Raw genomic sequence first — 13,927 nt, 5'->3', positions numbered from 1 at the left:
CGCTTCGGCGGGGGTTTTTTCGTCTGCGATGAGTTCGGCCGGCGGGCGAGGTCTACCTTGTGACTGCCCATCCCAGGAGGAATCGCGTTGACCCAACTGCTCAGAGTCCACAACTTCATGCTGTCCCGCGACGGGTTCGGTGCCGGCCTCAATCAGTGCTTGGAGCGGCCATTCGGTGACGCCGATCAGCCCGCGTTGTTCGCCTGGGTCGGCGCGACCGCGAGCTGGGTGGGCCGCGGTGAGCCCGGCGGTACGCGCGGCCTCGACGACTACTTCACCCGCGACTACCGGAACAACATCGGCGCGGAGATCATGGGCCGCAACAAGTTCAGTCCTTATCGCGGACCCTGGGAAGATCACCTCGAGTGGCAGGGGTGGTGGGGCGACGAACCGCCGTTCCGCACCCCGGTCTTCGTGATGACGCACTATGAGCGTCCGTCGTTGACCTTGTCCGACACCACCTTTCACTTCGTCTCCGGAGAACCGGCGAAGGTTCTGCAGCAGGCCATGGCCGCGGCGGACGGCAAGGACGTCCGGCTCGGCGGCGGCGCGACCACCGTCCGGCAATTCCTTGACGCCGGCCTGGTCGACACGCTGCACGTGGCGGTCGCCGACGTCGAGATCGGCGCGGGATCGCGGCTCTGGGAGTCACCGGACGAGCTCGACGACACGTTCCATCACGAGGTGGTGCCCAGTCCCAGCGGGGTGACGCACCACCTGTTTTGGCGGCGATGACGGCCGTGCGCGGCGTCGGTGGCCGCGCCTAGACTCGACCCGTGCTCATTGGTTCTCATGTCCACGGTGACGATCCGCTGGCCGCCGCGCAGGCCGACGGCGCCGACGTCGTGCAGTTCTTCCTCGGCAACCCCCAGAGCTGGAAGAAACCGATGCCCCGCGACGATGCCGAGGCGCTCAAAGCGTCGACGGTCCCGTTGTACGTCCATGCGCCGTACCTCATCAACGTGGCGTCGGCGAACAACCGCATCCGGATCCCGTCGCGCAAGATCTTGCAGGACACCTGTGACGCGGCCGCGCAGATCAACGCGACGGCGGTCATCGTGCATGGCGGCCACGCCGACGACGACGACATGGAAGCCGGCTTCGAGCGGTGGGTCAAAGCGCTGGACTACCTGGAAACAGACGTGCAGGTGTATCTGGAAAACACCGCCGGCGGCGACCACGCGATGGCTCGCTATTTCGACACCATCGGCAAACTGTGGGATCACATCGGCGACAAGGGAATTGGGTTCTGCCTGGACACCTGTCACGCCTGGGCGGCCGGTGAGGCGCTGATCGATGCGGTCGACCGGATCAAGGCTCTGACCGGACGCATCGACCTGGTGCACTGCAACGACTCGAGGGACGCGGCCGGCTCCGGCGCCGACCGGCACGCCAACTTCGGCACCGGCCAGATCGACCCGCAGCTGCTCGTCGCGGTGGTGGAGGCCGCCGCCGCGCCGGTGATCTGCGAGACCGCGGACGAGGGCCGCAAGGACGACATCGCGTTCCTGCGGGAGAACACCAAGGGCTGACCGCCCCACGGCTGTTACACCTCTTGTGCAACTGTCGGAAAAATGTAACATTGGTGGCATGTCGGACACCCATGTCGTCACCAATCAGGTCCCGCCCCTGGAAAACCACAACCCCGCCGGCTCCGCGGTGCTGATCGAGGCCCTGATCCGCGAGGGCGGGCAGTGGGGCCTGGACGAGGTGAACGAGGTGGGCGCGCTGTCGGCCACCCACCAGGCGCAGCGGTGGGGCGAGCTCGCCGACCGCAACCGGCCCGTCCTGCACACCCACGACCGCAACGGTCACCGCGTCGACGAGGTCGAATACGACCCCGCCTACCACGAACTGATGCGCGCGGCGATCGCCCACGGCATGCACGCCGCGCCCTGGGCCGACGACCGCCCGGGCTCTCACGTCGTGCGTGCCGCGAAAACGTCGGTGTGGACGGTCGAGCCGGGCCACATCTGCCCGATCTCGATGACGTACGCCGTCGTCCCGGCGCTGCGTTTCAACCCCGAGCTGGCCAAGGTCTACGAGCCGCTGCTGACCAGCCGCGAATACGACCCCGAGCTCAGGCCGGCCACCACCAAGCCGGGCATCACCGCGGGCATGTCGATGACCGAGAAGCAGGGCGGCTCCGACGTGCGCGCCGGCACCACCGAGGCGACCCCCAACGCCGACGGCAGCTACCGCCTGACCGGTCACAAGTGGTTCACCTCGGCGCCGATGTGCGACATCTTCCTGGTGCTGGCGCAGGCGCCGGGCGGGCTGTCCTGCTTCATGCTGCCCCGCGTCCTGCCCGACGGCACCCGCAACCGGATGTTCCTGCAGCGCCTCAAGGACAAGCTCGGCAACCATGCCAACGCGTCCAGCGAGGTCGAATACGACGGCGCGATCGCGTGGCTGGTGGGGGAGGAAGGGCGCGGCGTGCCCACCATCATCGAGATGGTCAACCTCACCCGGCTGGATTGCACGCTGGGCAGCGCCACCAGCATGCGCACCGGCCTGACCCGGGCGATCTACCACGCCCAGCACCGAAAGGCCTTCGGCGCCTACCTGATCGACCAACCGCTGATGCGCAACGTGCTGGCCGACCTGGCCGTCGAGGCCGAGGCGGCCACCATGGTCGCGATGCGGATGGCCGGCGCCACCGACAGGGCCGTGCGCGGCGACCAGACCGAAGCGCTGCTGCGCCGCATCGGCCTGGCGGCCAGCAAATACTGGGTGTGCAAGCGCTCGACGCCGCACGCCGCCGAGGCGCTGGAATGCCTGGGCGGCAACGGCTATGCCGAGGACTCCGGCATGCCGCGGCTGTACCGGGAGGCGCCGCTGATGGGCATCTGGGAGGGCTCGGGCAACGTCAGCGCGCTGGACACGTTGCGCGCCATGGCAACCCGCCCCGAGTGCGTCGAGGTGCTGTTCGACGAGCTCGCCGACGGCGCGGGTCAGGATCCCCGCCTGGCCAACCACGTCGCGCGGCTGCGCGATCAGCTGGCCGACCTGGAGACCATCGCCTACCGCGGCCGCAAGGTGGCCGAAGACATCTGCCTGGCGCTGCAGGGCTCGCTGCTGGTGCGCCACGGCCACCCGGCCGTCGCCGAGGCCTTCCTGACCACCCGGCTCGACCGACAGTGGGGCGGTGCCTTCGGCACCATGCCCGACGGGCTCGACCTCGCACCGATCCTGGAGCGGGCGCTGGTAAAGGGCTGAGCCACAACATGACTCACGCGATCAGGCCGGTCGACTTCGACAACCTCAAAACGATGACCTACGAGGTCACCGATCGGGTTGCGCGCATCACGTTCAACCGGCCGGACAAGGGCAACGCGATCGTCGCGGACACCCCGCTGGAACTCTCGGCGTTGGTGGAGCGCGCCGACCTCGACCCGAGCGTGCACGTCATCCTGGTGTCCGGTCGCGGCGAGGGCTTCTGCGCGGGCTTCGACCTGAGTGCCTACGCCGATCGCACCGGCTCGGCCGGCGGCACCGGCGCGTACCAGGGCACCGTGCTGGACGGAAAGACCCAGGCGGTCAACCACGTAGCCGATCAGCCGTGGGACCCGATGATCGACTATCAGATGATGAGCCGCTTCGTGCGGGGCTTCTCCAGCCTCATGCACGCCGACAAGCCGACGGTGGTCAAGATCCACGGCTATTGCGTGGCGGGCGGTACCGACATCGCGCTGCACGCCGACCAGGTGATTGCCGCCGCCGACGCGAAGATCGGCTACCCGCCGACGCGGGTGTGGGGCGTCCCGGCGGCCGGCCTGTGGGCGCACCGCCTCGGCGACCAGCGCGCGAAAAGGCTGTTGTTCACCGGCGATTGCATCACCGGCGCTCAGGCCGTGGAGTGGGGATGGGCGGTCGAGGCGCCGGACCCGGCAGAGCTCGACGGGCGCACCGAGCGACTGGTCGAGCGGATCGCCGCGGTGCCCGTCAACCAGCTGATCATGGTCAAGCTCGCGCTGAATTCCGCACTGCTGCAACAGGGCGTGGCGACCAGCCGGATGGTCAGCACGGTGTTCGACGGTGTCGCCCGGCACACGCCCGAGGGGCACGCCTTCGTCGCCGACGCCGTCGAACACGGATTCCGCGAGGCGGTACGGCACCGCGACGAACCGTTCGGCGACCACGGCCGCCGCGCGTCCGGAGTGTAGCGATGCCGGACATGACGGCGCGGTCGGTGGTGCTCAGCGTGCTGCTCGGCGCCCACCCCGCACACGCCCGGGCCAGCGAATTGGTCAGGCTCACTTCCGATTTCGGTATCAAGGAGTCGACGCTGCGGGTGGCGCTGACCCGCATGGTCGGTGCCGGCGACCTGATCCGCTCCGCCGACGGCTACCGGCTCTCCGATCGCCTGCTGGCACGTCAGAGGCGCCAGGACGACGCCATCGACCCGCGGGTGCACCCCTGGGGCGGCGAGTGGGCCACGCTGATCGTGACGAGCGTCGGAAACGACGCGCGCACCCGCGCGGCGCTGCGAACAACGTTGCACGACAAGCGCTTCGGTGAGCTCCGCGAAGGGGTGTGGATGCGGCCCGACAACATCGACGCGGAGCTCGGCCCCGAGATCACCGCCCAGGCGAGGGTGCTGCGGGCGCGCGACGAGGACCCCGCCGAGCTGGCCGCGCAGCTGTGGGACCTGCCCGCCTGGGCCCAGACCGGCCATCGGCTGCTCGACGAGATGGCGGCCGCGCCCGACATTCCCGCCCGTTTTCTGGTGGCCGCGGCGACGGTGCGCCACCTGCTCACCGACCCCGTGCTGCCCGACGAGCTGCTGCCGGCCGACTGGCCCGGCGCCCGGTTGCGGACGGCCTACCACGACTTCGCCGCTGAGCTGCTGCGGCGGCGCGAACCACTATTTGCGGAGGCGACATGAGTGAACCGGTGCGGGTCGAGCGCAACGGCCCGGTGACCACGGTGATCATCAACCGGCCCGCGGCCCGCAACGCGGTCAACGGCCCGACGGCCGCCGCGCTGTATTCGGCGTTCGAGGAGTTCGACCGCGACGACGCCGCGTCGGTGGCGGTGCTGTGGGGCGACAACGGAACCTTCTGCGCCGGAGCCGATTTGAAGGCCTTCGGCACGCCCGACGCCAACGCAGTGCACCGCACCGGCCCGGGCCCGATGGGCCCGACGCGGATGGTGCTGTCCAAACCCGTCATCGCCGCGGTCAGCGGCTACGCCGTTGCCGGCGGCCTGGAGCTGGCCATCTGGTGTGATTTAAGGGTGGCCGAGGAAGACGCGGTGTTCGGCGTGTTCTGCAGGCGCTGGGGCGTCCCCCTGATCGACGGCGGCACCGTGCGGCTGCCGCGGCTGATCGGGCACAGCCGCGCGATGGACTTGATCCTCACCGGCCGCGCGGTGGCCGCCGACGAAGCCCTGGCCATCGGATTGGCGAATCGGGTTGTGCCCAAGGGGCGGTCGCGCCAGGCCGCCGAGGATTTGGCGGCGCAACTGGCGGCGCTGCCGCAGCAGTGCCTGCGCTCGGATCGGCTCTCGGCGCTACACCAATGGGGCGCAACCGAATCCGACGCGATCGACTTCGAATTCGCCAGCATCTCGCGGGTGGCCGCGGAGGCGAACGAGGGGGCCGGGCGCTTCGCGGCGGGCGCGGGACGGCACGGGGCGCCGGCCGGCTAGCAGCTGGTGGACGCGGGTGGTCAGCTGCCCTTGTTGATCGTGTTGCTCTGGCCGATCTTGTCGACCTTGGGGTCGCCGTCCTTGTAGGTGATGGTGTTGTTCATCCCCAGCACGGTGATGCGGGTGTTCACCTTGTCGAAGGTGATCTTGTTGTTGGTGCCGCTGACGGTGGCCGTCTCGCAGGTGCCGGTGATGGTCAGGTTGTTGTCCGAGCCGCCGACGTTCAGCGACTTGCCGCTGGCGCAGTCCAGGGTGGTTGTGGTGCCCATCGATCCGTAGTTGATCGTGTTGCCGATCTCGATGGACGCGGTGGTGCTCGCCCCGCCCGATCCCGTCGTCGGCGCGGCGCCCGCGCTGGTCGTCGCGCTGCTCTTGGTGGTGGTGGTCGAGGACCCCGCCGGCGGGTTGGCCGTCGAACTGCAGCCGGCCAGCACCAGGGCCGCCGCGGCCGGTGTCATGGCGAGCACGGCCAGGCGCAGCGAGCGGTCACGGATGTAGGCGGGCATGTTTCCTCGATTCTTGATCGGATGTCGTTGTGCTGCCACGGTTTAGCCCGGCACCTGTTGGAGCCGGTTGGTCATGCCCAGTTCGCGGCCGCGGTCCCACAGGGCGGGCTGACCGCTCTTGTAGAACACCGTCTGGTTATAGCCGTACACGGTGATGTCGTGTGACACCGAGTCGGCGATGACGGTGTTCGACGAGCCCATCACCGTCACGGCATAGCAGTTGCCCAGCGCGGTGACGTTGATGCCGGTGCCGTTGACCATGAGCGTGGCGTCGTTGCAGTCGATCGTCTGCTCGATGTCCTGCCCGATGACGTGGGTGTCACCGTTCTTGGCCTGCGCGACCCCCGGTAGGCCGACGACGGCGATGGCACACGCGGCCACCGAACCGGCGACAGTCGTCCACTTCACTGCGGGCCCCCTTTGGGACGGGTCGGCTGCTCGAAACGAGGCAAGCATGACATTACGTGCATTTGCCTGCCCGGTGGCAGACTTTGTTTTCCTTTGCCGGAAGCTCGTATCCGCTGCGGGGAGATTAATCTCTGCACGGGCGTCAACTAGAGTCATTAGTTAACCGCAACCCGTTCACGCAATCGAAGGGCGACCGCCATGGCAGCTCCACCGGATCCGCCGCCGGCGGCCGGGCGCCAGCGCGCGGGGCGGCCCGCCTCCCGTCCGGCCAAGCTCAGCCGGGACGGGATCATCGACGGCGCCCTGACGTTCCTGGACCGCGAGGGCTGGGACGCCCTGACCATCAACGCGCTGGCGATGCAGCTGGGCACCAAGGGGCCGTCGCTGTACAACCACGTCGACAGCCTGGAAGACCTGCGGCGCGCGGTGCGGATCCGCGTCATCGACGACATCATCACGATGCTCAACCGGGTCGGCGAGGGCCGCGCCCGCGACGACGCGGTGCTGGTGATGGCCGGGGCCTACCGCAGCTACGCCCACCACCACCCGGGCCGCTACTCGGCCTTCACCCGGATGCCGTTCGGCGGTGACGATCCCGAGTACACCGCCGCAACCCGCGGCGCCGCAGCGCCGGTGATCGCCGTGCTGTCGTCCTACGGACTCGACGGCGAGGCGGCGTTCCACGCGTCGCTGGAGTTCTGGTCCGCGCTGCACGGGTTTGTTTTGCTGGAGATGACGGGTGTGATGGACGAGATCGACACCGACGCGCTGTTCTCCGACATGGTGCTGCGGCTGGCGGCGGGCCTGGAAAGGCGCACCGCCGCCGATGGCGCCCGCTACTAGTCCGACGGCCGCGACGCCCAGCGCCCGGCCGGCGCCGCCGTCGCTTTGACCTGCGAGACCGGCGGCGGGTATTGTGGTCCCTCGTGCCTGGCGGCTTACGGCGCCTAACCGTAAGGGAGTGGATGCCGGGCAAATTCGCGTGTCCACGGAGCATCGGACCAAGTCCGGTGCGCAGCGCATGCGACACACCCGGGCGCGGGGTGATGCGACCGGACATAACTGCAGTACACAGACTTGTAAACGCTAGAAGTATGCCGAACACGAACACAGAAAGCCGGTAGATGCCAACCATTCAGCAGCTGGTCCGCAAGGGTCGCCGCGACAAGGTCGCCAAGGTCAAGACCGCGGCCCTGAAGGGCAGCCCGCAGCGCCGTGGCGTATGCACCCGCGTGTACACCACCACTCCGAAGAAGCCGAACTCGGCGCTTCGGAAGGTCGCCCGCGTGAAGCTGACCAGCCAGGTTGAGGTCACCGCGTACATCCCCGGCGAGGGCCACAACCTCCAGGAGCACTCGATGGTGCTGGTGCGTGGTGGTCGTGTGAAGGACCTGCCCGGTGTTCGGTACAAGATCATCCGCGGTTCGCTGGACACCCAGGGTGTCAAGAACCGCAAGCAGGCTCGCAGCCGTTACGGCGCCAAGAAGGAGAAGAGCTGATGCCGCGCAAGGGGCCCGCGCCGAAGCGTCCGTTGGTCAATGACCCGGTCTACGGGTCGCAGCTGGTGACGCAGCTGGTGAACAAGGTTCTGCTGGACGGGAAGAAATCGCTGGCCGAACGCATTGTTTATGGAGCGCTCGAGAACGCCCGGGAAAAGACAGGTACCGACCCGGTGATCACCCTCAAGCGCGCAATGGACAACGTCAAGCCCTCCCTCGAGGTGCGCAGCCGCCGCGTCGGTGGCGCTACGTACCAGGTCCCCGTCGAGGTGCGTCCGGATCGTTCCGTGACGCTGGCACTGCGTTGGTTGGTCAGCTTCTCCAAGCAACGCCGCGAGAAGACCATGGTCGAGCGGCTGGCCAACGAGATCCTGGATGCCAGCAATGGCCTCGGTGCCGCCGTCAAGCGGCGCGAGGACACCCACAAGATGGCCGAGGCCAACCGCGCCTTCGCGCACTATCGCTGGTAGGGGCTCCAACCGCGTCAAGGCAGGGTGGCCGGGCGCAAAGCGACAGCGAACAACCAAGCAATCGAAAGAGTGGGAAGACTTCTGTGGCACAGAAGGACGTGCTGACCGACCTCACCAAGGTCCGCAACATCGGCATCATGGCGCACATCGACGCCGGCAAGACGACGACGACTGAGCGCATCCTCTACTACACCGGTATCAGCTACAAGATCGGTGAGGTGCACGACGGCGCCGCCACCATGGACTGGATGGAGCAGGAGCAGGAGCGGGGGATCACCATCACCTCCGCGGCTACCACCTGCTTCTGGAAAGACAACCAGATCAACATCATCGACACCCCCGGGCACGTCGACTTCACCGTCGAGGTGGAGCGCAGCCTGCGCGTGCTCGACGGCGCCGTGGCCGTCTTCGACGGCAAGGAAGGTGTCGAGCCGCAGTCCGAGCAGGTCTGGCGGCAGGCCGACAAGTACGACGTTCCGCGCATCTGCTTCGTCAACAAGATGGACAAGATCGGCGCCGACTTCTACTTCTCGGTGAAGACCATGGAGGAGCGCCTCGGCGCCAACGCCATCCCGATCCAGCTGCCCGTCGGCTCCGAGGGTGACTTCGAGGGCATCGTCGACCTGGTCGAGATGAACGCCAAGGTGTGGCGCGGCGAGACGAAGCTGGGCGAAACCTACGACACCATCGAGATCCCGGCTGAGCTGGCCGAGAAGGCCGAGGAGTACCGCACCAAGCTGCTCGAGGCCGTCGCCGAGACCGACGAGGCGCTGCTGGAGAAGTACCTCGGCGGCGAGGAGCTCACGGTCGAGGAGATCAAGGGCGCCATCCGCAAGCTGACCATCAGCTCGGAGGCCTACCCGGTGCTGTGCGGCAGCGCCTTCAAGAACAAGGGCGTGCAGCCGATGCTGGACGCCGTCATCGACTACCTGCCCTCGCCGCTGGACGTGCCGCCGGCCGTCGGCCACGTGCCGGGCAAGGAGGACGAAGAGGTCACCCGCAAACCGTCGACCGAGGAGCCGTTCTCCGCGCTCGCGTTCAAGGTCGCGACGCACCCGTTCTTCGGCAAGCTGACCTACGTCCGGGTGTACTCGGGCAAGGTCGACTCCGGCAGCCAGGTCATCAACGCCACCAAGGGCAAGAAGGAGCGGCTGGGCAAGCTGTTCCAGATGCACTCCAACAAGGAGAACCCGGTGGAGACCGCGTCGGCGGGCCACATCTACGCGGTGATCGGGCTCAAGGACACCACCACCGGTGACACCCTGAGCGACGCGAACCAGCAGATCGTGCTGGAGTCGATGACCTTCCCCGACCCGGTCATCGAGGTGGCCATCGAGCCCAAGACGAAGAGCGACCAGGAGAAGTTGTCGCTGTCGATCCAGAAGCTCGCCGAGGAAGACCCGACCTTCAAGGTGCACCTGGACCAGGAGACCGGCCAGACCGTCATCGGCGGTATGGGCGAGTTGCACCTGGACATCCTGGTGGACCGCATGCGGCGCGAGTTCAAGGTCGAGGCCAACGTCGGTAAGCCGCAGGTTGCCTACAAGGAGACCATCAAGCGGGCGGCGAACAACGTCGAGTTCACCCACAAGAAGCAGACGGGCGGCTCCGGCCAGTTCGCGAAGGTGATCATCAACCTCGAGCCGTTCACCGGCGAAGACGGTGCGACGTACGAGTTCGAGAACAAGGTCACCGGTGGACGCATCCCGCGTGAGTACATCCCATCGGTCGACGCCGGCGCGCAGGACGCCATGCAATACGGTGTCCTGGCCGGCTACCCGCTGGTGAACTTGAAGGTCACCCTGCTCGATGGGGCCTTCCACGAGGTCGACTCGTCGGAGATGGCGTTCAAGATCGCCGGTTCCCAGGTGCTGAAAAAGGCTGCGCAGCAAGCGCAGCCGGTCATCCTGGAACCGATCATGGCCGTCGAGGTCACCACGCCCGAGGACTACATGGGCGACGTGATCGGCGACCTGAACTCCCGCCGTGGCCAGATCCAGGCCATGGAGGAGCGGAGCGGTGCGCGCGTGGTCAAGGCGCATGTGCCGCTGTCGGAGATGTTCGGCTACGTCGGCGACCTGCGGTCCAAGACCCAAGGCCGGGCGAACTACTCCATGGTCTTCGACTCGTACGCCGAAGTGCCGGCGAACGTGTCAAAGGAGATCATCGCGAAGGCGACGGGCCAGTAACGGCCAGCGGAGTAATCTTGCCGGGTCATTGGAATGCCTTGGGCGCGGCACAACTGAAAACACCAACACTGCTTTAACAAGCACCAACTAGTCCAGGAGGACACAGAAGTGGCGAAGGCGAAGTTCGAGCGGACGAAGCCGCACGTCAACATCGGGACCATTGGTCACGTTGACCACGGCAAGACCACGCTGACCGCGGCTATCACCAAGGTTCTGCACGACAAGTACCCCAACCTGAACGAGTCCCGCGCGTTCGACCAGATCGACAACGCGCCCGAGGAGCGTCAGCGCGGTATCACCATCAACATCTCCCACGTGGAGTACCAGACCGAGAAGCGTCACTACGCCCACGTCGACGCCCCGGGTCACGCCGACTACATCAAGAACATGATCACGGGTGCGGCCCAGATGGACGGCGCGATCCTGGTGGTCGCCGCCACCGACGGGCCGATGCCGCAGACCCGTGAGCACGTGCTGCTGGCCCGTCAGGTCGGTGTGCCCTACATCCTGGTCGCGCTGAACAAGGCCGACATGGTCGACGACGAGGAGCTGCTCGAGCTCGTCGAGATGGAGGTCCGCGAACTGCTGGCCGCCCAGGAGTTCGACGAGGACGCCCCGGTCGTGCGGGTCTCGGCGCTCAAGGCGCTCGAGGGCGACGCCAAGTGGGTCGAGTCCGTCGAGCAGCTGATGGAAGCCGTCGACGAGTCGATCCCGGACCCGGTCCGCGAGACGGAGAAGCCGTTCCTGATGCCCGTCGAGGACGTCTTCACCATCACCGGTCGTGGCACGGTGGTCACCGGTCGTGTCGAGCGCGGCATCATCAACGTCAACGAAGAGGTCGAGATCGTCGGCATCAAGCCGACCAGCACCAAGACCACCGTCACCGGCGTGGAGATGTTCCGCAAGCTGCTCGACCAGGGTCAGGCCGGCGACAACGTCGGGCTGCTGCTGCGTGGTATCAAGCGGGAGGACGTCGAGCGCGGTCAGGTCGTGACCAAGCCCGGCACCACCACCCCGCACACCGAGTTCGAGGGTCAGGTCTACATCCTGTCCAAGGACGAGGGCGGCCGGCACACGCCGTTCTTCAACAACTACCGTCCGCAGTTCTACTTCCGCACCACCGACGTGACCGGTGTGGTGACGCTGCCGGAGGGCACCGAAATGGTGATGCCCGGTGACAACACCAACATCTCGGTGAAGCTGATCCAGCCTGTCGCCATGGACGACGGTCTGCGGTTCGCGATCCGTGAGGGTGGCCGCACCGTCGGCGCCGGCCGGGTCGTCAAGATCATCAAGTAGTTTCGAACCACCGCAAAGCCCGGATTGCCGACTCGGCAGTCCGGGCTTTGTGCGTTGCGGCGGCGGCATCGGCCCCGACCGGCGCGGGAGAAACCATGCGGCAACGGCGCCGCTGGTTTAGGATTCGCTCATAATTCTCCTGACCGTCGCGTTGCGGGAGGTGCCGATGTCGTTCGTTCAGGCGACGCCCGAATTCGTCGCGGCCGCGGCCGGGGACTTGGCCAGGATCGGGTCGACGATCAGCTCTGCCAACACCGCCGCGATGGGTCCGACATCGGAGGTACTGGCCCCCGGTGCCGACGAGGTGTCGGCGAGCATCGCCGCGCTCTTCGACGCGCACTCCCAGGTCTATCAGGCGCTGAGCGCCCAGGCCGCCGCGTTCCACAGCCAGTTCGTCAATCTGATGAACGGCGGGGCGGCGCAGTATGCCTTCGCGGAGGCCGCCAACACCTCGCCCTTGCAGACCGCGGCGGCCCCGGCGTCGGTGGCCGCGCAGGTGCCGGCGGTGAGCGCCGGTGCCGTCGGCACGTCCGCGCCGACCGCACCCGCGGGACCGCTGGCGGCGGCGGTGGCGCCGGCCGCGGCCGCGGTGGCACCCGCACCGGCCGGCACCCCGATCGCGGCGGCCCCGGTGGGGTCGGCGACGTTGGCCTCGGCCACCACGCCGGCGGGCGCGGCGCGGGTGGTGACGCCGGCCTACGCCCCGGCCGGCTCGCCCGCCCCCGTGCAGCCGGCGGCCTCGGTTGCGACGCCGGCCGGAACCCCCGCCGCGCCGCTGCAGACCGCGGTTCCGCCGCAGACCTCGCCAGCCTCCACGATGCCGGTGTCGGCGCGCACCGCTGCGCCCGCCCCGGCCGCGGCGCAGCCGGCACACCCGGCGCAACCGGCCGGTGCGCCGGTCAAGCGGGTGCCGATCGTGCCCACCGAGTCGGTGTAGGCGACCGGACGCGGTTTGCGCGTATCGCATTCGTCGCGACACCCCCAGCGCTAATCTGACACGGATTCCCCAGTAAGCCGAGGAGGGGCATGTGTTGGCGCGCTACCTGAAGGCACAGTTGGTGGTTTTGCTGTGCGGCGGCCTGGTCGGACCGATCTTCCTGATCGTGTACTTCACCCTCGGCCTCGACAGCCTGCTGCAGTGGATGTTCTACGTCGGCCTGCTGATCACCGTCGCCGACGTGCTGATCGCGCTCGCCCTGGCGAACTTTGGCGCCAAGTCGTCGGCCAAGGTGGCCGCGCTCGAGCAGAACGGGGTGCTGGCGCTCGCCCAGATCACCGGAATCACCGAGACGGGGACGTGGGTCAACAACCAGCAGGTCGTCAAGCTGCACCTGCACATCGCCGGCCCCGGACTCCTGCCGTTCGACAGTGCGGACCGGGTCATCGCAAGCGTCACCCGGCTCGGCAACCTCAACGCCCGCAAGGTGGTGGTGCTGGTCAACCCGACCACCAGCGAATACCGAATCGACTGGGAGCGAAGCGCTTTGGTCAACGGCCTGGTTCCCGCGCAGTTCACGGTGGCTGAGGACAACAAAACCTACGATCTGAGCGGGCAGGCCGGCCCGTTGATGGAGATCCTGCAGATCCTCAAGGCCAACAACGTGGCGCTGAATCAGATGGTCGACATCCGGTCGAACCCGGCCCTGCGCGCCCAGATCCAGGCGGTGGTGCGCCGCGCGGTCGAACAGCAGGCCCCGGCCGCACAGCCGGCGCCGGCGGCGGCGGTCGTCACACCGCCCGAACCGTCGATCGCCACCCGGCTGCAGGAGCTGCGGGATCTGCACACCAGCGGGGCGCTGACCGATGCCGAATACACCAGCCGGCGCGCGGCGATCATCGCCGAAATCTGACGGCTCGCCCGGCTACACCGGGTGAATTAGAACACGTTTCAGTTGCGCTGCTAG

15 protein-coding genes are annotated in these 13,927 nt (G+C 67.7%); 13 read left to right on the top strand and 2 right to left on the bottom strand.

Going from position 1 to position 13,927, the window contains the following annotated elements; genetic code table 11:
• Window positions 1-87 precede the first annotated feature (87 nt).
• The 6 genes from A5708_RS18210 to A5708_RS18185 are packed head-to-tail and all read left to right on the top strand — an operon-like array spanning window position 88 to window position 5,652.
• Window positions 88-735, top strand: a complete 648-nt coding sequence (locus A5708_RS18210) for a dihydrofolate reductase family protein (RefSeq protein WP_065029955.1) — start codon at window positions 88-90, stop codon at window positions 733-735.
• Between the two features lie 41 nt (window positions 736-776).
• Window positions 777-1,532 carry a deoxyribonuclease IV gene (locus tag A5708_RS18205; protein WP_065029954.1) on the top strand — a complete coding sequence of 252 codons (756 nt, stop codon included), beginning with the start codon at window positions 777-779 and terminating at the stop codon, window positions 1,530-1,532.
• A gap of 58 nt (window positions 1,533-1,590) precedes the next feature.
• Window positions 1,591-3,219: an acyl-CoA dehydrogenase family protein gene (locus A5708_RS18200; RefSeq protein ID WP_065029953.1), complete on the top strand. Its 1,629-nt coding sequence runs from the start codon at window positions 1,591-1,593 to the stop codon at window positions 3,217-3,219.
• A gap of 8 nt (window positions 3,220-3,227) precedes the next feature.
• Window positions 3,228-4,166, top strand: coding sequence for a crotonase/enoyl-CoA hydratase family protein (locus A5708_RS18195; protein ID WP_065029952.1), 939 nt, complete (start codon window positions 3,228-3,230; stop codon window positions 4,164-4,166).
• A 2-nt stretch (window positions 4,167-4,168) separates the two neighbouring features.
• On the top strand, window positions 4,169-4,888 hold the full coding sequence (locus A5708_RS18190; RefSeq protein ID WP_065029951.1) for a PaaX family transcriptional regulator C-terminal domain-containing protein: 720 nt from the start codon (window positions 4,169-4,171) through the stop codon (window positions 4,886-4,888).
• Window positions 4,885-5,652 carry a crotonase/enoyl-CoA hydratase family protein gene (locus A5708_RS18185; RefSeq protein WP_065029950.1) on the top strand — a complete coding sequence of 256 codons (768 nt, stop codon included), beginning with the start codon at window positions 4,885-4,887 and terminating at the stop codon, window positions 5,650-5,652. The genes A5708_RS18190 and A5708_RS18185 overlap by 4 nt, the downstream gene beginning before the upstream one ends.
• 20 nt (window positions 5,653-5,672) lie before the next feature.
• Here A5708_RS18185 and A5708_RS18180 read toward each other — a convergent pair whose 3' ends face one another.
• Window positions 5,673-6,158: a DUF3060 domain-containing protein gene (locus tag A5708_RS18180; protein ID WP_065029949.1), complete on the bottom strand. Its 486-nt coding sequence runs from the start codon at window positions 6,156-6,158 to the stop codon at window positions 5,673-5,675.
• A 42-nt stretch (window positions 6,159-6,200) separates the two neighbouring features.
• Complete coding sequence (locus A5708_RS18175) at window positions 6,201-6,566, bottom strand: DUF3060 domain-containing protein (RefSeq protein WP_065029948.1); 366 nt, start codon at window positions 6,564-6,566, stop codon at window positions 6,201-6,203.
• Window positions 6,567-6,764: 198 nt separating this feature from the next.
• Between A5708_RS18175 and A5708_RS18170 the strand changes: the two genes are divergently transcribed.
• From A5708_RS18170 to A5708_RS18140, 7 genes are all read left to right on the top strand, one after another.
• A complete protein-coding gene (locus tag A5708_RS18170) occupies window positions 6,765-7,409 on the top strand; it encodes a TetR/AcrR family transcriptional regulator (protein WP_065029947.1) in 645 nt (214 codons plus the stop codon).
• Between the two features lie 281 nt (window positions 7,410-7,690).
• Window positions 7,691-8,065, top strand: coding sequence for a 30S ribosomal protein S12 (gene rpsL / locus A5708_RS18165; RefSeq protein WP_007767794.1), 375 nt, complete (start codon window positions 7,691-7,693; stop codon window positions 8,063-8,065).
• The gene (gene rpsG / locus A5708_RS18160; protein ID WP_007767793.1) at window positions 8,065-8,535 is read left to right on the top strand and encodes a 30S ribosomal protein S7; all 471 of its coding nucleotides are present in this window, start codon (window positions 8,065-8,067) and stop codon (window positions 8,533-8,535) included. The genes rpsL and rpsG overlap by 1 nt, the downstream gene beginning before the upstream one ends.
• 83 nt (window positions 8,536-8,618) lie before the next feature.
• A complete protein-coding gene (gene fusA / locus A5708_RS18155; protein WP_081293005.1) occupies window positions 8,619-10,724 on the top strand; it encodes an elongation factor G in 2,106 nt (701 codons plus the stop codon).
• A gap of 108 nt (window positions 10,725-10,832) precedes the next feature.
• On the top strand, window positions 10,833-12,023 hold the full coding sequence (gene tuf / locus A5708_RS18150; protein ID WP_044483827.1) for an elongation factor Tu: 1,191 nt from the start codon (window positions 10,833-10,835) through the stop codon (window positions 12,021-12,023).
• Between the two features lie 166 nt (window positions 12,024-12,189).
• Window positions 12,190-12,960, top strand: coding sequence for a PE family protein (locus A5708_RS18145; RefSeq protein ID WP_196772675.1), 771 nt, complete (start codon window positions 12,190-12,192; stop codon window positions 12,958-12,960).
• 91 nt (window positions 12,961-13,051) lie between these two features.
• Window positions 13,052-13,873 (top strand): SHOCT domain-containing protein, encoded by an 822-nt coding sequence (locus A5708_RS18140; protein WP_065029945.1) that lies wholly within the window; start codon window positions 13,052-13,054, stop codon window positions 13,871-13,873.
• The last annotated feature ends 54 nt before the right edge of the window (window positions 13,874-13,927 follow it).

Origin of the sequence: Mycobacterium colombiense (genome assembly GCF_001672755.1) — a bacterium.
GTDB classification, from domain to species: Bacteria; Actinomycetota; Actinomycetes; order Mycobacteriales; family Mycobacteriaceae; genus Mycobacterium; species Mycobacterium colombiense_C.
Note: the sequence above shows the minus strand (reverse complement) of the source record. Positions and strands in the feature narration are given on the sequence as shown.